This is a genomic window from Mixta hanseatica, assembly GCF_023517775.1.
Lineage (GTDB): Bacteria > Pseudomonadota > Gammaproteobacteria > Enterobacterales > Enterobacteriaceae > Mixta > Mixta hanseatica.
Genome location: NZ_CP082904.1, coordinates 16997 through 35688, shown reverse-complemented (window position 1 = coordinate 35688; position 18692 = coordinate 16997). Strand labels below are relative to the sequence as shown.

The following is an 18692-nucleotide window of genomic DNA, read 5'->3' as shown; positions in this document are numbered from 1 at the left end:
TCAGCCCGCCATTAACCAAGGTTCACCAGCGTCTGTAACAGCTCAGACTGGGTTTTAATTGTCTGTGAGTTGGGCTGGTAGTTGCGCTGGAAAATGATCATATTGACCATCTCCTGGCTCAGGTCGACGTTGGAAGCTTCAACCTTATTACCGTACAGGTTGCCCAGGTTGCCGGTTCCGGCAATGCCCACCACCGGCTGTCCCGAGGAGGGGGTTTCGGTCCAGGCATTGTTGCCGCTGGAAGCCAGCCCGCCGGCATTAGTGAAGTTAGCCAGCACCACCTGACCCAACAGCTGCTGTTGTCCATTGCTGTAAGAAGCGATGATCTGACCGCTGTCGCCTACGGTAAAGCCGTTCATCATTCCCGGCGGATAACCAGTGGTGCTCGGGCTTTCCATCGCGGTCTCGGTGGCCTGCTGCGTCATACCGGTCATATCCAGCTCGAATTGCAGCGCTTCGGCGCCGTTATAAGCGGCGCCGGCGATCGGCACCCTGGCTGGGTTGGTGGTAAGCTGACCGGCGCTGTCAAAGGCGATATCCATTTCCTGGTACTGGGCCTTGCCATCGCCATCAACGATCGGTGCGGTAGTATCGCTGGTATGGATCTTCCATTGATTGTCGCCGGTTTTAACGAAGTAAACGTTGATGGTGTGACGGTTGCCCAGGCTGTCATAGGCATCAATCTGGCTGACGGAGTTGTAGCTGTTGCTGTCTTTCGGATCGAACTCAAGGGCCGGATCGATCACTTCCGAGCCGGAATCAAGATTGCCTTTCATAATGCCGCTGTCAGAAGCGCGCGCCGGCATTTGGCCGGTAGGAATCTGGATCGGACCTATCGCCGCGCCCGGCTGGATAGTCGGCGGCGTTCCGCTGGCCTGATAACCGGTTAACTGCATGCCGGTATCATTGATGATGTAACCATTTTCATTGGTTTTAAACTGGCCATTACGGCTATAAAACACCTGGCCGGCCTCGCTGACCAGACGGAAAAAACCATTCCCCTGGATACCCATATCCAGGCTCCCGGTGCCCTGTCCCAGCACGCCATCGCTAAAATTTTGCCTGACGCCGGAAACCTGCACGCCCATACCGATTTGCGAACCGGCGAAAACATCGGCAAAAGAGATAGAGCCGGATTTAAAACCAATCGTCTGGGAGTTGGCGATGTTATTACCCACCACATCCAGAGCTTGTGACGCTGCATTCAGTCCGCTAAGACCCTGTGAAAAACTCATACGTAACCTTCCTGGTCGCTAACAATCAACGCTGAAATAGACATTACTCAATCAAATAAACTTCACCCAAGGTGGCGCTGCCGCCCAGTCCCAGCTGCAGTACCGCGCCGGACAAGGTAAAAGAGACGCTTTCCACTTTGGCGTGTTTTAACGAGACAATTTTTGGCGCAGAGCCATCTTCATTGGCGGCGGTATAGGTCACCTTGTAGGTCTCGCCATTATCAAATGTTGGCTCGGCGGGCTGAAAACCGCTTAAATCATCAAGGGTAAATTTATGCACGCCCGCCTCGACATCTTTCAGATCGGCGGTATAGCTATTGCCGGCGCTATCGGTTAAGACCACGCTAACTTTATCGACGTCATTATTAACAGAAAAAGCAAAGGTATCGTCTGTCGAGGCGACACTGCTGTCCCCTTCGACATAAATGCCGCGCCCGACCCATTGGGCCGCGTTCATTTGCTGCATGCTGTTCACCAGCGTGCCGACATTACCCAGAGTACTGTTCAGCTGCTGCACGCCCGCAGCGGTATTAAACTGTGCCATCAGCGAAGTAAGCTGATTGTTATCCATAGGATTAGTAGGATCCTGGTTCTGCATCTGCGCAACGAGAAGGTTCATAAAGTTATTGGTAATGTCATCAATACTGGAACCGGTGCTGCTGCTGGGGGCGTCGTAGTTACTGGTTACCGGCGAAACGGCCATTCCAACTCTCCTTATTGACCTAACGTCAGCGTTTTAAGCATCATTGCCTTGGCGGTATTCATTACCTCTACATTGGCCTGATAGCTGCGTGAGGCGGAGATGGTATTCACCATTTCGCCCACCACGTTTACATTTGGCATATGCAGATAGCCTTTGGCATCCGCCAGGGGATTACCTGGCTCATACACCAGACGATCCGGCGCATCGCTTTCGATAACATCGCTCACCCTCACGCCGCCGATCTCTTGACCAGGCGCCTGGTTAACGCGAAAAACCACCTGACGCGCGCGATAAGGGCTACCGTCCGGCCCGGCCACGCTATCGGCGTTGGCCATATTACTGGCGCTGACATTTAATCTTTTTGACTGCGCCGTCATGGCAGAACCTGAAATATCAAAAATGCTAAATAACGACATAACAATTACCCCTGCGAGATGACATTCATCATCCCTTTAATTTGCGATCCGAGAAGGGTTAAGCTGGTTTGATATTTGATATTATTGTCCGCGAAATTAACGCGTTCACGATCCATATCAACGGTATTACCATCGGCGCTGGGCTGATCGGGAATGCGATATAATAATTCGTTGCGATTATGAACGGGCGCGACTGCCGGAATATGGCGTTTTTCCGTCAGGTTAAGCGTTAAGGAGTGCGCCTGTCGGCGTTCTTGCACCACGGCCTTTTTAAGCTGCTGAGAAAAATCGATATCCTTGGCTAAATAACCCGGCGTATCAGCATTAGCGATATTAGACGCTATAATATCCTGCCGACTGGTGAGTAAATTTAGTGCTTCCTGCTGAAAATATAACGCCTTATCGAGTTTATCCATCATGGAAAGACTGGCCTTATTTTGCTACACGGAGATTAACACAGAGACTATAAGATGGATTGCAAATAATCTAAACCGCAAAAACAGGACAAATCTCTATCTATTTTATTAACTAATAGAGGGAAACGGCACGATATTTTTAATAAGCGGCAATACTGGCGTCATTTAGCACGTTAACTTACTCCCAGTTAGCGTTACACTGGCTGTATAGCAAACAAGGCGATCATCTTATTCTTAATTATTCACCTTTCCGGCTGCGTATGAAAAAATCACGCCACCTATGGCGCAATACAATATTAACATTATTTTGGTTCTTATTTACTCTTAATGCACAGGCTGATAATAGTACGCTAACAGAAAAAATTAACCGTTTATTAAACGGTACTGATAAAAATAGCAACGTCGCCGTCACGCGCCATGGGGTTTTATTAACGCCGCCGGATAAGCTGGCTCCGCTGTGTGCCGATCCACATCTCTCCCTGAGCGGCAATCAACGCCTGACCGGTAACCGAACAGTGGTCGCCCGCTGTGGCAGTAAAAAATATTTTTTGCAGGTGCGTATTGAAGCAGAAGGCAGCTGGTGGGTGGTGGCCAAAGATTTAACAGCGGGACATGCCGTTAGTCAGGATGATGTGATTAAGCGCAGCGGATCGCTGGCGAATTTGCCTTCCGGCCTTGTTATGAATATGAATGCGCTGCAAGGTGCTGTATTAACCCGTCCCGTGCGCGCTGGCCAGCCGTTGACGGAAAACAGACTGCGCAAACGCTGGCGTATTAACCGCGGCGAAGAAACCGACGTCATCGCTTCCGGTAACGGTTTTCATATTATAACCCGCGGCAAAGCGCTGGATAATGCCGCGATTAATGAAGCCGTTCGGGTACGAATGAAGAGCGGTCAACTGGTAACGGGTAGCGTTACCAGTGATGGCAGCGTAAGGATAAATTTGTAATTTCATCTTTAGGGATTTGCGGAAACACCGATATTGTTAGTAACGGTAGAGGTCAATATCCAGGTTTCGGAGAAAAATATGAGCATTAACCATACGCTGAAAACGCAACCTGTTACGCCAGCCCATGTTCAGCAGGAAGTCAAGCTCGCTCAACGGAATCTGGCTAACAGTACCAAAGCAAACGCCACGCCTGAGAAAGGCACAGATGTCAAACTCAGCGCATTAACGCAGCAGATTAATATCGATAGTTCGCGCGATATTGATACAGAGCGCGTCGAAAAAATTAAAGATGCCATCCGTAACGGCGAACTGAAAATGGATTACGAAAAAATCGCCCAGGCGTTGCTGCAAAATATTCTCGACGATCGGTAAAAGAAATAATAATGGAAACCTTACAGACGACGCTAAATACGCTGCAGGATACGCTTAACGAGTTGGAAGCGGTGCTAACCGAGGAAATTAAGCAGTTAAGCTATGCGCAGGTTAACGCCGTTGCGCTGCAGCAACTCTCTGATATTAAAAGCCGCCTGTTATCTACCCTCGCCTGGCATGATGAACAAAGAAAGCAGACGGAAAAACGCCTGCGGCTACTTGCGCCCTATGCGCAACAGCCAACGCTGGCGGGTTGCTGGGAGAGGATATTACAGTCCACTGAAAAAGCGCGGGAAATGAATCTGCAAACCAGCCATCTGCTTGATATGCATATGCAAAAGGTGCAAAGCCTGAGCAAAGCGATGAATAAAGCCGCCGCCTCGCCTGGTTTGTATAACGCAGGTGGACAGTCCGAAAATAACGGAAAAGCGCGTGCTTACAATATTACTATATAAAAGCTATACCACTCTCTTGTGTGATTTGCCGGCTTCCTGAACAGGAAGCTTTTTTTTTGCTATCGCTATCTCCCCTTTAACGTGCTTAACGCCGACAGGCACGCTCTCCCTGTTGCGCTCATCTCTGTTCCACAAAATTGGTCCTACCAAAAATGCCCGTTTGTGACTCTCCTTCCACCGTCAAATTAAAGCGTTAAGGAAAGATTGCATTCTGTTCACCGTGAGACAAACAATAATTTAACATCTGCACCCTTTTTGGTCTGACCAGCCTGTAGCGATGCGTCATCCGATCGCGGTGCCGATCTCGTCGCCCCGGTAACAAGGCGTAATGCTCAGGAGAACAGCAAGCATGCAAAACTGGCAGCAACTCTACGATCCGCTGGATAATATTTGGCTATCAAGCCTGATTGCCGCGCTTCCCATTCTGTTTTTCTTTTTCGCCCTGACGCGGCTGCGGCTGAAAGGCTATATCGCCGGGACGATTACCGTATTGATTGCGCTGGCCGTCGCCCTGCTGTTTTATCGTATGCCGCTCGACCAGGCGCTGGCTTCGGCTATTTACGGCTTTCTTTACGGTCTCTGGCCTATCGCCTGGATTATTGTCGCCGCCGTGTTTGTTTATAAAATCACAGTGAAAACCGGGCAGTTTGAAATTATCCGTAATTCCATTCTTTCAATAACCGAAGATCAACGCCTGCAAATGCTGATCGTCGGCTTTGCGTTTGGATCTTTTTTGGAGGGGGCCGCAGGCTTTGGTGCGCCGGTGGCGATTACTGCCGCGCTGTTGGTCGGACTGGGCTTTAAGCCGGTTTATGCCGCCGGACTGTGCCTGATCGTCAATACCGCGCCGGTGGCTTTCGGCGCGATGGGCATTCCGATTATCGTCGCCGGTCAGGTTACCGGCATAGATGCGATGGCCATCAGCCAGATGGCCGGGCGTCAGCTACCGTTCCTGACCATGATTGTACTGTTTTGGGTGATGGCGATTATGGATGGCTGGCGCGGCGTGAAAGAGACCTGGCCTGCGGTGCTGGTTTCAGGCGGCTCTTTTGCTATCGCCCAGTACCTGACCTCTAACTTCCTTGGCCCGGAGCTGCCGGATGTGATTTCCGCGCTGGTCTCGCTGCTCTGCCTGACGCTGTTTTTACGCGTCTGGAAACCAGCCCGCATCTTCCGCTTCGATAATCAGGAAAACGCCGCCGCCGCAACGCGCAGTGCAACACGCTATAGCGCGGCGCAAATTACCCGCGCCTGGATGCCGTTCCTGTTTTTAACCCTTACGGTTACCCTGTGGAGCATCCCGCCGTTTAAAGCATTGTTTGCGCCCGGCGGCGCGCTTTACGACTGGGTCTTGAGCTTTGCCGTGCCGTTCCTGCATCAGCAGGTTATTAAAATGCCGCCGGTGGTGGCTGCCGCCACGCCTTACGCCGCGATATATAAATTCGACTGGCTCTCTGCCACCGGCACGGCAATTTTTATCGCCGCGCTGCTGTCAGTGCTGTGGTTACGCATGCGTCCCGCTCAGGCGGTCAGCGCCTTTGCCGAAACGCTGCGCGAGCTGGCGCTGCCGATCTACTCCATCGGCGCGGTGCTGGCCTTTGCCTTTGTCTCTAACTATTCGGGGCTTTCCACTACCCTGGCGCTGGCGCTGGCCCATACCGGCAACGCCTTTACCTTCTTCTCGCCGTTCCTTGGCTGGCTGGGCGTCTTTCTTACCGGCTCTGATACCTCCTCCAATGCGCTGTTTGCCGCGTTACAGGCCACCACGGCACAGCAGATCGGCGTGCCGGAAGTGCTGCTGGTCGCCGCCAATACCACCGGCGGCGTCACCGGCAAAATGATCTCGCCGCAATCGATCGCTATCGCCTGCGCGGCGGTTGGGCTGGTGGGCAAAGAGGCCGATCTGTTCCGCTTCACCGTTAAGCACAGCCTGATTTTCACCTGTATCGTCGGGGTGATTACCTCGCTACAGGCCTGGGTTTTCCCATGGATGATCCCCTGATGGCGGATGAAATCAGGCTGGCCGATCGCCTGGCGCAGCAGCTACGTCAGTTTATCGCCGAACAACAGCTGCAGCCTGGCGCAAGGCTGCCCGCAGAGCGTCAGCTGGCGCAGCAGCTGGCCGTTTCGCGTTCGTCGCTGCGCGAAGGGTTACAAAAATTAATTAGCGAAGGAGTACTGATTAGCCGACGCGGCGGCGGCAATTTTGTCGCCAGGCAGCGTGACGACTGGTCGTCAACCCGGCTGGTTATGCCGCTTAGTACGTTACTGACTGACGATCCGGGTTACCGTTATGACGTGCTGGAAGCCCGCATCGCCATTGAATCCAGTACCGCCTGGCATGCGGCCCGACGCGCCACGCTGGAAGATAAAGCGCACATTCGGCGCTGCTGCGAAATGATGCAGCAGGTCAGCGACCGTGATGATCCCGATCTGGCAGCCCATTCTGACGTGCGTTTTCATCTGGCGATCGCCGAGGCGGCGCACAATCTGGTGCTGTTGCAGGCGATGCGCGGCCTGTTTGATTTATTGCAGTCGTCAGTGATGCAGAGCCGCCAGCGTATGTATACCGCGCCGGAAATTTTCCGCCAGTTGGCGGTGCAACATGAGGCGATTTGTCAGGCCATTATCGCTGGCGACGCCGATCGCGCGCGCAGCGTAACTATCCATCATCTTGAATTTGTCGACGCCACCATGCGTAACCTGCATGAAGAAGAGGCGCGACGGGCGCGCAGTATGCGCATTCCGGACAGTAAGCGAGGACAACCGTGATTATTTCATCCGCAAAAGATTACCGTGCCGCAGCCAAAGCGAAAGTACCGCCCTTTCTGTTTCACTACGCCGATGGCGGTGCCTATGACGAATATACGATGCGTCGTAACAGCGAAGACCTGGCGCAAATCGCCCTGCGCCAGCGAATTTTACGTAATATGTCTTCGCTGAGCCTGGAGACTCAGCTGTTTGGCGAAACTCTGTCGATGCCGGTGGCGCTGGCGCCGGTCGGCCTGTGCGGCATGTATGCGCGCCGCGGCGAAGTGCAGGCGGCCAGAGCAGCGGATAAAAAGGGCATACCCTTTACGCTTTCCACCGTTTCGCTTTGTCCAATAGAGGAGGTCGCGCCGGCGATCCAGCGTCCAATGTGGTTTCAGCTGTATGTACTGCGCGATCGCGGCTTTATGCGCAATGCGCTGGAGCGGGCGCAGGCGGCAGGCTGTTCAACGCTGGTCTTTACCGTGGATATGCCGGTGCCGGGCGCACGCTACCGCGATGCCCACTCCGGCATGAGCGGCCCAAATGCGGCCATGCGCCGCTATATTCAGTCAGCGCTTTATCCACAGTGGGCCTGGGATGTGGGGCTGCACGGCCGCCCGCACGATCTGGGCAATATTTCCGCTTATCGCGGCGAGCCAACCAGGCTGGAGGATTATATTGGCTGGCTGGGCAATAATTTTGACCCGTCGATCTCGTGGCGCGATCTGGAATGGATACGCGATTTCTGGAAAGGCCCGATGGTGATTAAAGGCATCCTCGATCCGGAAGATGCGCGTGATGCGGTGCGCTTCGGCGCGGATGGTATTGTGGTGTCTAACCACGGCGGACGACAGCTGGATGGCGTGCTCTCATCGGCGCGGGCGCTGCCGGCCATTGCTGACGCGGTGAAGGGTGAGCTGGCGATTCTCGCCGATGGCGGCGTGCGCAGCGGGCTGGATGTGGTGCGCATGATTGCGCTGGGCGCGGATACGGTTTTGTTGGGCAGGGCGTTTCTCTATGCGCTGGCGGCAGCGGGCGAAGCCGGGGTGACTAATCTGCTGAACCTGGTGGAAAAAGAGATGCGTGTAGCGATGACCCTCACCGGTGCGCGTTCGATTGCGGAAATTACCCGTGAATCACTGGTACAGGCGGTATCGCCCATGCAGCCGGATGCGCTGGCGAAAGCGGTAGCCAACGGTTAACCGTTTTGATGACCGGAAGAGAAAGAAAGGCTCCGCCCGTGGGCGGAGCCTGCTGTCAGAACTGCTCCCAGCCGCCTGCCGCGGCAGACACCGGCTGAGGTTTCGACGCAACAACGTAGCGCGCCGGTTGGGTGACAGGACTGCGATCGGCCAGCCCCTGCGACGCCGTTTTAAATACCGCTACCGTCTGTTCCAGCTGCTTCGCCTGCTCTTCCAGCGAAGAGGCCGCGGCAGAAGATTCTTCCACCAACGCGGCGTTCTGCTGCGTCGTGGTGTCCATTTCCGTCATCGCCTGGCCGATTTGCAGAATACCCCGGCTCTGCTCTTCAGAAGCATGAGCGATCTCATGCATGATGCTGCTCACCTGGGAGACCGAACGCACGATATCTTCCATGGCCTGACCAGCACTGCTGACCAGCTGCGAACCATTATTTACCTTCTCGCCCGCCTGACTGATCAAGGCTTCGATTTCACGCGCCGCCGTCGCGCTGCGCTGCGCCAGACTGCGTACTTCACCCGCGACCACGGCAAAGCCGCGTCCCTGTTCACCGGCGCGCGCCGCTTCTACCGCCGCGTTCAAGGCCAGGATATTGGTCTGGAAAGCAATACCGTTAATCACGTTAATGATGTCAGCGATTTTGCGTGAGCTGGTGCTGATCTCTTCCATCGTCACCACCACTTCCTGCACGATTTTGCCGCCGCGCCCGGCATTCTGCGAGGCTTCTTGCGCCAGGCTGCTGGCCTGATGAGCATTTTCCGCATTCTGTTTCACAGTGGAGGTTAGCTGCTCCATACTGGCCGCCGTTTGTACCACCGCTGCCGATTGCTCTTCAGTACGTGAAGAGAGATCGATGTTCCCGGCGGCGATTTCCGCTGAAGCGCGCGCCACGTTATCCACGCCCTGACGCACCTGAACGATAATCTCTTTCAGGTTCTGGTTCATTCGCCCTACCGCCTGCATCAGCAGCCCCGGCTCATCGCCGCGCTGCGTATCGATCTGCGCCGTCAAATCGCCCGCGGCAATTTTATTCGCTACCAGCAACGTTTCACGTAGCGGCTGGGTAATATTACGGGTGATGCGCCAGGCGATAATCAATCCGGCCAGTACGCCCAACACGGCAGCACCATACATAATGACATTGGCCTCGCTAATGGCGTCAATGACGTTCACCAACTGCGCCTGATAGAGATCGGTTACCGCCGCATTCAGTTTGCCCGCCGTGGCGGTCAACTCCGCTGACTGCTTCTCCTGAACGGTAAACGCCGCCTGGTAGTTATTCAACGCCGCGCTCAGGCGCGCCGTATCCAGAATTAAACCCGCAACCCAGCCGTTCTCACCGCCTGGCTGCTGATTTTTCAGCAGCTCGGCCTGCTCGGCTACCGCGCTGAGTTTATTGATCATATTCGCTTTCTGCGTCTCATCCGGCTTAGCAATAAAGTCGGGCCAGGCTTTTAACGTCTGCTGAATAGCCGCGTCCAGACGGGAGGCCGCCAGCGCAATGCCGACATCAACACCTGCCTGACGGTTTAACGCTTCACTGCTGTGGCCATAATCAGCCAGCGTGTTGATATCCATCTCTTTTAGCAGGGCGCTACGCTGATTAACCGTGCCGACAAAAATTTCTCGCTGCGCCAGGTAACCTTCTATTCCCTGCTTTACCGTATCCAGCTTCGCTTTCCCTTCCGGGTGCCAGTTAAACTGATAAAGCGATTGACCCAGCTGCTGCAGCTGCTGCAAAGCGCGCGCATTTTCATCACTGTAACGGCTTTCGCCGGTATACTGATAAAGGGTTCGGTTAAGACGGCCCTGATTAAGCGCCTGCACCATTTGTACGACAATTTGCTGCTTTTGCGTATCCGTCCGGATATTGGCAAAACCTTTAATACCGGCTGCGGCAATCCCAACCGTTATCAACAGCACCAGAATAAAGCCGGAGGTCAATTTTTTACCCACGCTCCAGTTATTGAAACCTGCCACTACCGCCGACAAACCGCTCATAACTCACCTTTATGTTAAAAAAACGAACGATAGTGTGGTTATCGACATGGTTAAGGTACGCTTTAGTGAATTTACCTGAGACCCCTCGGGAACTTGATCGGCGACAAAAAAGAAGCAGCGCACCAGGCGGCTGTTCTCACTATCCGTAGCTAAAAAAGCCAGTAATGACAAAGCCGTAGCTAAAAATGAAGATTAAAACTGGTTAACTGTTTTGCTATGTAATTATTTGAAAATTATTCCTCGCAACCTTTATGCCTTTCATCAATGACCTGCAAGCGGGCCGCCAGGCGGAGAAGAGGGGCGGCCGCATACGGCTACGTCAGCACACAGTTAGCGTCCGGACGCATTTTTTCCGGTCCCGGACGATCGAGCATTTCACATAAAATAATTTCGATGCCGTTGCACAGGGCGTTAAGCGGCAAATCGTTGGCCGAGGTGCCAAAGGGATCTTCCAGCTCCTCCGCCAGTGATTCCAGCGACAGAAAGGTATAGGAGATAAACACCGAGACCAGCGGCGTCAGATAATGCAAATCGGCCACCAGCGCAAACGGCAGCAGCGTGCAAAACAGATAGACCGTGCGGTGCAAAATTAGCGTATAGGCAAAGGGTATTGGCGTATTAGCGATACGATCGCAGCCGCCCAGCACATCCGACAGTCGGTTGAGATTGGCATCAATGCTGGTGTAGAGCAGGTCGCTGAGATGCCCGCCACGGCGCTGCTCGCCCAGCCAGTCGCCCATGCATAACAGCAGACGGTTGGTGGGCTGGGGGCTGGCCTCGACCTGCGCCAGCCAGGGCGCCGGCACCAGACGGCGTAAATCCTCCTGCGGGCTGGTATGCCGTAGCTGGTGCTTCATGCTCCAGGCAAAGGCGATCAGCATCTTACTAAACAACAGCACCTGCTGTTCATCGTTTAACGCGCTTTTGACCTGACGCAGCAGGGATCGCTGGGTAATCAGCAGAGCGCCCCACAGCTGGCGCGCTTCGGTATAGCGCGCATAGCTGGCGTTATTGCGAAAACCGAGGAAGATAGCGATGGCGATGCCCAGCAGGCTGAAAGGCGCGGTAGTCAGATGAATACCGATACGCTCATACCAGTGAAAGCAGATCACCGCGATGATGGACATCATCAGGTTCAGGCTCAGCCGGAATAACACATCCGGCAGCACCGATCCGTGCCAGACGAACAGACGGAAGAACCAGTGTTGATGGGGACGAACAATCATCAGGCCACCTCGTTTTCAAGACGTTGACGACGGCGCAGCCCCGGGAACCAGTGCATCCATAATCCCACCACCACCAGCGTGCCGATACCGCCGATCGCCGCCGCAGGCACCACACCCAGCCAGGCAGCCAGCATCCCCGACTCAAACTCCCCTAGCTGGTTGGAGGTATTGATAAATATCGAGTTCACCGCATTAACGCGTCCGCGCATCTCATCTGGCGTATCAAGCTGTACCAGCGCGCCGCGGATCACCATGCTGACCATATCGAAGCCGCCAGTGGCGAACAGCGCCAGCATCGATAACCAGAACCAGGTAGAGAGCGCGAAAACCAGCGTCGCCGCGCCAAAGCCCGCCACGCAGATAAACATAATCATGCCGACATGACGCTCCAGCGAGCGGTGGCTGAGCCAGAAGCCGACCAGCAGCGCGCCTACCGCCGGCGCGGCGCGCAGCAGTCCTAATCCAAGCGGGCCGGTATGCAGAATATCGTGCGCATAGATGGGCAACAGCGCGGTAGCACCGCCAAGCAGCACGGCAAACAGATCCAGCGAGATAACGCCCAATACATCGGGACGTTCACGGATAAAGCGCACGCCGGCAAACAGCGTGGAAAGCGTGGCGGGCGTACGTGGCGGCTGAGCCTGCTCATAGCGCAGGCGGCTCACCATCACGATAGAGATCAAATAGAGCACGGCGGTAAGCATATAGACCACCGACGCGCCCGCCACATAGAGCAGGCCGCCCAGCGCCGGTCCCATAATCATCGCCGCCTGGCCGCCGACGGCGCTGGCGGCGGTCGCTCGCGCCAGCAGGCTCGGCGGCACCAGCGCTGGCAGCATGGACTGCATCGCCGGCGCTTCCATCACTTTCGCTACCGACAGCACAAACACCAGCGCCAGGATAGTCCAGACTTCGCTGTGATGCAGCAGGGTTAACAGCGTTAACGCCACGATAGCCAGCCACTCCACCAGCTGGGAGAAAAAGACGATACGACGGCGATCGCGCTGGTCGGCGATATGTCCCGCCCACAGCGCCAGCGTCACGGAGGGTAAAAACTGTACCAACCCGATCAGCCCAAGATAGAAAGCCTTACCGGTAATGGCATAAATTTGCCAGCCGACAATGATCGATAACATCTGGAAGCCAAAGCTGGAGCAGGTGCGCGCCAGCCAGAACGCAACAAACGAGCGATGCTGTAACAGCGATTCAGCAGGTGAAGCCATAATCATCCTAATTGCCATAATAAAACAGGCTGCACGGACGAGAACGCCGAAAAGGATGCCCCGACGATGTTATTTTAGGAAGGGAATCCGGGCGCAGACGAAGCGGTAGCCTGACAGGTGAAAGCCTGGTTTACATTACTTGACGAAGAGAAAGCTTAATATTCGTTGCCGGTAATGCGTCCGCGATGGCTGTCCCAGTTGAAATTCACCCACAGACTTTGCCCCAGACGCATGCGGTCCATAACGCGCTCGCCTAACAGCTTAACCATATTGCTGTGATCGAGGTTGGTCAGCATGCCGGTCGGGCGTTTCGAGGAGGAGCGGCGGTCCACGATCTGGTTGATAATCACCTTTTCATAGCGTGATTCGGTCTGCATGCCGATTTCATCAATCACCAGCAGATCGACGGTACTGAAATCATGCAGCAGATGCTCTTCCGTGCGGTCGCTGTCACCGCTAAAGGTGCCTTTAATGATCGACATCAGGTCGGCGACCGTGACGATCAATACGCTTTTACCCCGCAGGATTAGATGGTTGCCGATCGCCGCCGCCAGATGATTTTTCCCAGTGCCGGGACGGCCGGAAAAGACAAAGCTGGCGATGCTGTGATCAAACTCATCAGCATAGCGGCGCGCCTGCTCCAGCGCTTTACGCTGCCCTTCGTTTTCCACCCGATAGTTATCGAACGAACAGTTCATATGCAGTTCGCGGATACCGGAGCGGCCGAGAATACGCTGCATTTTCATCGCCCGGTTTTCACGCGCAATCGCCTCCGATCGCTGACGGCCCTGCTCCTGGTTCCAGGCCAGCAGCTCTTCGCCATTCTGAAATTTTGGCTTGATATGGGCCGGCATCATTCGTTGCAGACGGTTAAATAACTCAGCGGGCGTTTTCATTATTCACCTCGGAAACCATCAGGGATCGTATGATCGGGTTCAGGCAGCTGATTAACATCGCGCTGCGCTCTGCTGCCGTTAACCGCCCGGCTCTGCTGGACGCTGCGCGCCAGTTTCTGCTGCCACTGCATGTGATGGAAAGGACGTCCATCCGCCTGCCACCAGGTAATAAAGGCGGCCAGCTCGGCGGGCGTCACCGGTTCGCTGAGCGCTATGCCCCAAATGGCGGCCTGGCGCTGAAAGTCGGCGTCCGGTCGCCAGCCAGGATACATCATAAATTTTCCCAGCGGCACCGCAACCGGATGAGTCAGCGCATCGTTATACAGCTGTTCATCCAACGTGACATCGCTTTGCGGCTGCTTTGCCGCCGCCTCAAGCGCCAGAAGCTGCGCCAGCCGGTCAGGAGTTACCGCATACAGCACCGGCGCATTATTATCGAACACGGCGATCGCGCCCGCACTGGCCGCGGAAAGCGCGCCGATCGGATCCTGGCGAAACGCGTCGAGGCCAATGACAGTGGAGGTTAAAATCTTGACAGACATGGTAATTTCCGGACTCTGTTGCAGGCAAAACATCACGGGCTGCCGTAGCAGCCGACACAGGCGCTATTCTATCAAGTTTAGCGCCTGGAATCGCCTGTTGCTTAGTACTGAGACTGCCAGGCGATGCCCGTTTTCTCCTGTTTCAGACGGCGTACGTCCCACAGATAACGCAGGCTGGCAAGCTGGCAGAAACTGTATCCCAGCAGTTCGGTGCCCTCTTCCGCCATATTTTTCACCGTGCGGTTATAGCCGTCGAGCATCAGCGTTTCCCACAGCTCATGCATACCAAACAGACGTGAGAAGATTAAAACCGTCAGCAGGCCGGCCGCCATCATATTCCAGCTGGGATGACGCAGGAAATTAACCAGCCCGGAGAGCGTAGCGGGAAGGTGCAAAACCGCAGGCCACAGGCAGAGAAACGCGACGGCCAACGCAAACCAGACCCAGGCGCCGTGATAGAGACTATCAAACAGAAAATCCATTTCACGGATCAGCATGCAGGTAAAAAAACCGCCGATGAGCAGCAGGCTGTAGCGCAGATTTCCCTGTTGGTACGCCTGACTAAAAAACATCAGCGCGATAGCTCCCAACTCAATCTCCTGGAAAATCTCGGTAAACGATGTTTCGTGTAACGCATCGTTCATCCAGTTCACATCAATAAAAACCAACCCCATCATCAACGCAAGAAAGATCGCGCAGCCAAAAAAGCCAGCAAATTTTACAGTAATAATTTTTATATCGTCGGACATGAAATTTCCCTGAAAAAGATTAGCGCGCTGATTATATGCGTGCGAAATCACCATATTTCTCATTTCATGCGTTAAAACCGTCCAGCGACGGCATGTTAAGATAGCGGCCTTATTCAGCCGGAGCAGGCAAGGAGAGAGGGATGCAACGATGTGGCTGGGTTTCGACCGATCCGCTTTATCAACGCTATCACGACCATGAGTGGGGCAATGCGCAAACGCAAAACAGCGTACTGTTTGAAATGCTCTGCCTGGAAGGCCAACAGGCGGGACTGTCGTGGATTACGGTACTGAAAAAACGGGAAAACTACCGCGCCGCTTTTCATCAGTTCGATCCGCAGGCGGTCGCGCTAATGGATGAGGCTGATATCGATCGTTTGATGTTAGACAGCGGCCTGATTCGCCATCGCGCTAAGCTCAACGCTATTGTTGCTAACGCGCGCGCGTATCTGACGATGCAGGAGAACGGTGAAGATTTTTCTCACTTTATTTGGTCATTCGTTGCCGGTCAGCCGCAAATCAATCATTTTGCCGACGGCGCAGAGGTGCCGGCACAGACGGCAACCTCGCTCGCCCTGTCGAAGGCGCTGAAAAAACGCGGCTTTAAATTTGTCGGTTCAACCATCTGTTACGCCTTTATGCAGGCCTGCGGGCTGGTAAATGACCATATCATCACCTGCTTCCGTCATCCTGTTAATCAGCGGTACTGAATCTTTACAAATCTGAGGAAATTCCTGGATATTTTCTGAAGCAATACGCGGCATAATTGCCGCTTTAAGCGGGTGCGCTTGTTGTCTGGTTTTCAAAGGATATAAAGATGAAAAAAAACATTATTGCCTTGTCGCTATTATTGAGTGGCGCCGTCGCCCTTTCCGGCTGTACCACTAACCCTTATACCGGCGAGTCGCAGGCGGGTAAATCCGGTATCGGTGCAGGCGTGGGCGCGCTGGTTGGCGCAGGCGTCGGCGTACTTTCTTCATCGAAAAAAGATCGCGGCAAAGGCGCGCTGATCGGCGCGGCTTCCGGCGCGGCGCTGGGCGGCGGCCTGGGTTACTATATGGATGTGCAGGAAGCCAAGCTGCGTGACAAGATGCGCGGCACCGGCGTTAGCGTTACGCGCAACGGTGATAATATTATTCTGAATATGCCGAATAATGTTACCTTCGACAGCAGCAGCAGCACGCTAAAACCGGCTGGCGCGCAGACCCTGACCGGCGTGGCGATGGTACTGAAAGAGTATCCCAAAACCGCCGTTAACGTGGTCGGCTATACCGACAGCACCGGCACGCGCGCGCTGAATATGCGTCTGTCGCAGCAACGCGCCGATAGCGTTGCCAGCGCGCTGATTATGCAGGGCGTGGCCAGCAATCGCGTACGTACTGGCGGAATGGGCCCGGACAACCCGATCGCCTCCAACAGCACGGAAGAGGGCAAAGCGCAGAACCGCCGCGTAGAAATCACTCTCAGCCCGCTGTCATAACCTGGTTTTATCGGGGCAGCCTGCTGCCCCTTTTTACCGTTGCGCTTTCTCTTCCCCGATCGTCCCCGCCCTGAAGCTAACTCCCAACCGTAAGCTGTGTTAGTCTCTCAACGAATTCGCGGAGTGAAGAAAGAGATGAAGCAAAAGGCTATACGCGCCACCATCAGCGACGTTGCCAGAGTGGCAAAAACCGGGAAAACCAGCGTTTCCCGTTACCTTAACGGCGAGCAGCATGCGCTCTCCCTGGATCTGAAACAGCGTATTGAGCAGGCGATCGCCGCGCTTAACTACCGCCCGAATCAAATGGCGCGCGGCCTGAAGCGCGGACGCACCCGCCTTATCGGCCTGATTATCGCCGATATCACTAATCCCTATTCGGTTGATGTGCTGTGCGGCATTGAAGCGGCCTGCCGCGCGCGCGGCTTTACGCTGCTGGTGTGTAACACCAATAACGAAGTGGACCAGGAGCAACATTATTTGCAGCTGCTCAGCAGCTACCAGGTGGAGGGCATCGTGGTAAACGCCGTTGGGATGCGTGAAGACGCGCTGAATCGGCTGCAGCAGTCACTGCTGCCGATGGTGCTGATCGACCGTAAAATCCCTGAGTTTTCCTGTGATGTCGTCGGGCTGGATAATCTCCAGGCGGCGACCGAGGCGACCGAGCATTTAGTGAAGAACGGCTACCGGGCGTTGCTGTTTCTCAGTGAGCCGCTTGGCCTGGTTAATACGCGTCTGGAGCGCCTGCAGGCTTTCCGCCAGTGTTGCGCACGCCACGAAACGGTGATCGGTGAAAATGCGGAGGCGGCGCTCAGCGACGCCAGCGCAATGGATCGCATTATCAGCGACTTTTACCAGCGTCACGCCGGCCAGCCTGCGGCGCTGCTGGTGGCCAACGGCGCGCTGACACTGCAGGTGGCGCGCGCCATGCGGCGGCTGGGTCTTAACTGGGGCCAGCAAATCGGCCTGCTGGGTTTTGATGAACTGGAGTGGGCGGAGCTGGCAGGCGACGGCATTACCACCCTTAAGCAGCCCACCTGGCAGATCGGCTATGCGGCGCTGGAGCGGGTGATCCAGCGTATTGAGGGCGAAGCCATGACGATTGAAGAAAAGACCTTTCGCGGCGAGTTAGTGATTCGCGGCTCCAGCCGTCCCCTGCTTTAACCTCTTTTTCTGCCCGGCCAACGCAGGTTGCGCCGGACAGCTGCCTGGCCGTGACAAATCAGACGATCCCTGGGACAAAATAGCTTACATCGTGAGCGCGATCATAATTTCATACTTTCCACCTTTGCTTTGGAACCGGTTCCAATTAGCTTTTCTTTAAGCGGGTTCAAATGCTGTATCCCCGGAGGAAAAGGTGAAACCAGAAATTATTATCGTGACCGCCGCGTACGGTCATCAAAAAGTTGCCGAGCTGGGCGGACAGCAGGCGCTATTACCGATCGTGGCTGAAGCCGGTGGTGACGGCGTTGAAATTCGTCGTGAGCTGCTGGCGGAATCTGAGCTGCAACGCCTGCCCCAGCTGGCTGAAGCGATTGCTGAACATCGGCTGAAAGCTTTCTATTCCGTTCCCGATGCGCTGTTTGCCGACGACGGCGCGGTTAATCCGCAGCTGGATCGCTATCTACAGGAGGCGGAGCAGCTGCGCGCTCAGCGTTTGAAACTGTCGCTCGGCGCCTGGCGCCCGGACCGCGAAACCGCACTGGAGACTCGCGGCATCAGGCTAGTGGTGGAAAACGATCAGACCGAATATGGTCGACTTGACGCTATCGCCCCCTTCTTTGCGCGGCAGCACGCCACTTCCGGTATGACTTTTGATATAGGCAACTGGCTATGGACCGGCGACGATGCCCTTGCCGCGGCGCGTCTGCTTGCCCGTCACGTCAGCTATATTCATGTGAAAGCGGCTATTCCTCATGGCGACAGCTGGCGTGCGATTGCGCTTGACGAGGCCGACAACGGCTGGCGCGAGCTGTTAAAACTGCTGCCCGGCGACGTGCCGCGCGGTATTGAATTTCCGCTGCAGGGCGACGATCTGACGGCCGTTACGCGCCATTACGTTGACCTGCTGCGTGAGGAGTAA

20 protein-coding genes are annotated in these 18692 nt (G+C 55.0%); 10 read left to right on the top strand and 10 right to left on the bottom strand.

Annotated elements, in window-relative coordinates; translation table 11 throughout:
* Positions 1-11: 11 nt before the first annotated feature.
* Genes flgE through flgB form a run of 4 tightly spaced genes read right to left on the bottom strand, consistent with a single transcriptional unit; the run spans position 12 to position 2773 of the window.
* On the bottom strand, positions 12-1235 hold the full coding sequence (gene flgE / locus K6958_RS00170; RefSeq protein ID WP_249892793.1) for a flagellar hook protein FlgE: 1224 nt from the start codon (positions 1233-1235) through the stop codon (positions 12-14).
* Positions 1236-1278: 43 nt separating this feature from the next.
* Positions 1279-1938, bottom strand: coding sequence for a flagellar hook assembly protein FlgD (locus K6958_RS00165; RefSeq protein ID WP_249892792.1), 660 nt, complete (start codon positions 1936-1938; stop codon positions 1279-1281).
* Positions 1939-1949: 11 nt separating this feature from the next.
* Positions 1950-2354, bottom strand: coding sequence for a flagellar basal body rod protein FlgC (gene flgC / locus K6958_RS00160; protein ID WP_249892791.1), 405 nt, complete (start codon positions 2352-2354; stop codon positions 1950-1952).
* Positions 2355-2359: 5 nt separating this feature from the next.
* Entirely contained in the window at positions 2360-2773 is a 414-nt protein-coding gene (gene flgB / locus K6958_RS00155) for a flagellar basal body rod protein FlgB (RefSeq protein ID WP_249892790.1), read from the bottom strand.
* A gap of 257 nt (positions 2774-3030) precedes the next feature.
* Here flgB and flgA point away from each other — a divergent pair, with 257 nt between their 5' ends.
* From flgA to lldD, 6 genes are all read left to right on the top strand, one after another.
* Entirely contained in the window at positions 3031-3720 is a 690-nt protein-coding gene (gene flgA / locus K6958_RS00150) for a flagellar basal body P-ring formation chaperone FlgA (protein ID WP_249892789.1), read from the top strand.
* A 78-nt stretch (positions 3721-3798) separates the two neighbouring features.
* Complete coding sequence (flgM, locus tag K6958_RS00145) at positions 3799-4092, top strand: flagellar biosynthesis anti-sigma factor FlgM (protein WP_249892788.1); 294 nt, start codon at positions 3799-3801, stop codon at positions 4090-4092.
* Between the two features lie 11 nt (positions 4093-4103).
* On the top strand, positions 4104-4547 hold the full coding sequence (locus K6958_RS00140) for a flagella synthesis protein FlgN (RefSeq protein ID WP_249892787.1): 444 nt from the start codon (positions 4104-4106) through the stop codon (positions 4545-4547).
* Positions 4548-4896: 349 nt separating this feature from the next.
* Positions 4897-6549: an L-lactate permease gene (gene lldP / locus K6958_RS00135; protein WP_249892786.1), complete on the top strand. Its 1653-nt coding sequence runs from the start codon at positions 4897-4899 to the stop codon at positions 6547-6549.
* On the top strand, positions 6534-7319 hold the full coding sequence (lldR, locus tag K6958_RS00130) for a transcriptional regulator LldR (RefSeq protein WP_249892785.1): 786 nt from the start codon (positions 6534-6536) through the stop codon (positions 7317-7319). The genes lldP and lldR overlap by 16 nt, the downstream gene beginning before the upstream one ends.
* Positions 7316-8500, top strand: a complete 1185-nt coding sequence (gene lldD, locus K6958_RS00125) for an FMN-dependent L-lactate dehydrogenase LldD (protein WP_249892784.1) — start codon at positions 7316-7318, stop codon at positions 8498-8500. Before lldR ends, lldD begins: the two co-directional genes overlap by 4 nt.
* Positions 8501-8555: 55 nt before the next feature.
* Here lldD and K6958_RS21155 read toward each other — a convergent pair whose 3' ends face one another.
* The 6 genes from K6958_RS21155 to K6958_RS00095 form a co-directional block, all read right to left on the bottom strand.
* Complete coding sequence (locus K6958_RS21155) at positions 8556-10499, bottom strand: methyl-accepting chemotaxis protein (protein ID WP_277614712.1); 1944 nt, start codon at positions 10497-10499, stop codon at positions 8556-8558.
* Positions 10500-10813: 314 nt separating this feature from the next.
* Complete coding sequence (locus K6958_RS00115; protein ID WP_249892783.1) at positions 10814-11725, bottom strand: bestrophin family protein; 912 nt, start codon at positions 11723-11725, stop codon at positions 10814-10816.
* Positions 11725-12948 carry an MFS transporter gene (locus K6958_RS00110; protein ID WP_249892782.1) on the bottom strand — a complete coding sequence of 408 codons (1224 nt, stop codon included), beginning with the start codon at positions 12946-12948 and terminating at the stop codon, positions 11725-11727. The genes K6958_RS00115 and K6958_RS00110 overlap by 1 nt, the downstream gene beginning before the upstream one ends.
* A 155-nt stretch (positions 12949-13103) precedes the next feature.
* On the bottom strand, positions 13104-13844 hold the full coding sequence (gene dnaC, locus K6958_RS00105) for a replicative helicase loader DnaC (protein ID WP_249892781.1): 741 nt from the start codon (positions 13842-13844) through the stop codon (positions 13104-13106).
* Positions 13844-14386 carry a primosomal protein DnaT gene (dnaT, locus tag K6958_RS00100; RefSeq protein WP_249892780.1) on the bottom strand — a complete coding sequence of 181 codons (543 nt, stop codon included), beginning with the start codon at positions 14384-14386 and terminating at the stop codon, positions 13844-13846. The genes dnaC and dnaT overlap by 1 nt, the downstream gene beginning before the upstream one ends.
* Before the next feature lie 101 nt (positions 14387-14487).
* Positions 14488-15135, bottom strand: coding sequence for a hypothetical protein (locus K6958_RS00095; protein ID WP_249892779.1), 648 nt, complete (start codon positions 15133-15135; stop codon positions 14488-14490).
* 140 nt (positions 15136-15275) lie between these two features.
* Between K6958_RS00095 and K6958_RS00090 the strand changes: the two genes are divergently transcribed.
* The 4 genes from K6958_RS00090 (at position 15276) to K6958_RS00075 (ending at position 18692) form a co-directional block, all read left to right on the top strand.
* The gene (locus tag K6958_RS00090; RefSeq protein ID WP_249892778.1) at positions 15276-15842 is read left to right on the top strand and encodes a DNA-3-methyladenine glycosylase I; all 567 of its coding nucleotides are present in this window, start codon (positions 15276-15278) and stop codon (positions 15840-15842) included.
* A gap of 107 nt (positions 15843-15949) precedes the next feature.
* Positions 15950-16612 (top strand): OmpA family lipoprotein, encoded by a 663-nt coding sequence (locus K6958_RS00085; protein WP_249892777.1) that lies wholly within the window; start codon positions 15950-15952, stop codon positions 16610-16612.
* A 135-nt stretch (positions 16613-16747) separates the two neighbouring features.
* Positions 16748-17773 (top strand): LacI family DNA-binding transcriptional regulator, encoded by a 1026-nt coding sequence (locus K6958_RS00080; RefSeq protein WP_249892776.1) that lies wholly within the window; start codon positions 16748-16750, stop codon positions 17771-17773.
* A 193-nt stretch (positions 17774-17966) separates the two neighbouring features.
* Positions 17967-18692: a sugar phosphate isomerase/epimerase family protein gene (locus tag K6958_RS00075; protein ID WP_249892775.1), complete on the top strand. Its 726-nt coding sequence runs from the start codon at positions 17967-17969 to the stop codon at positions 18690-18692.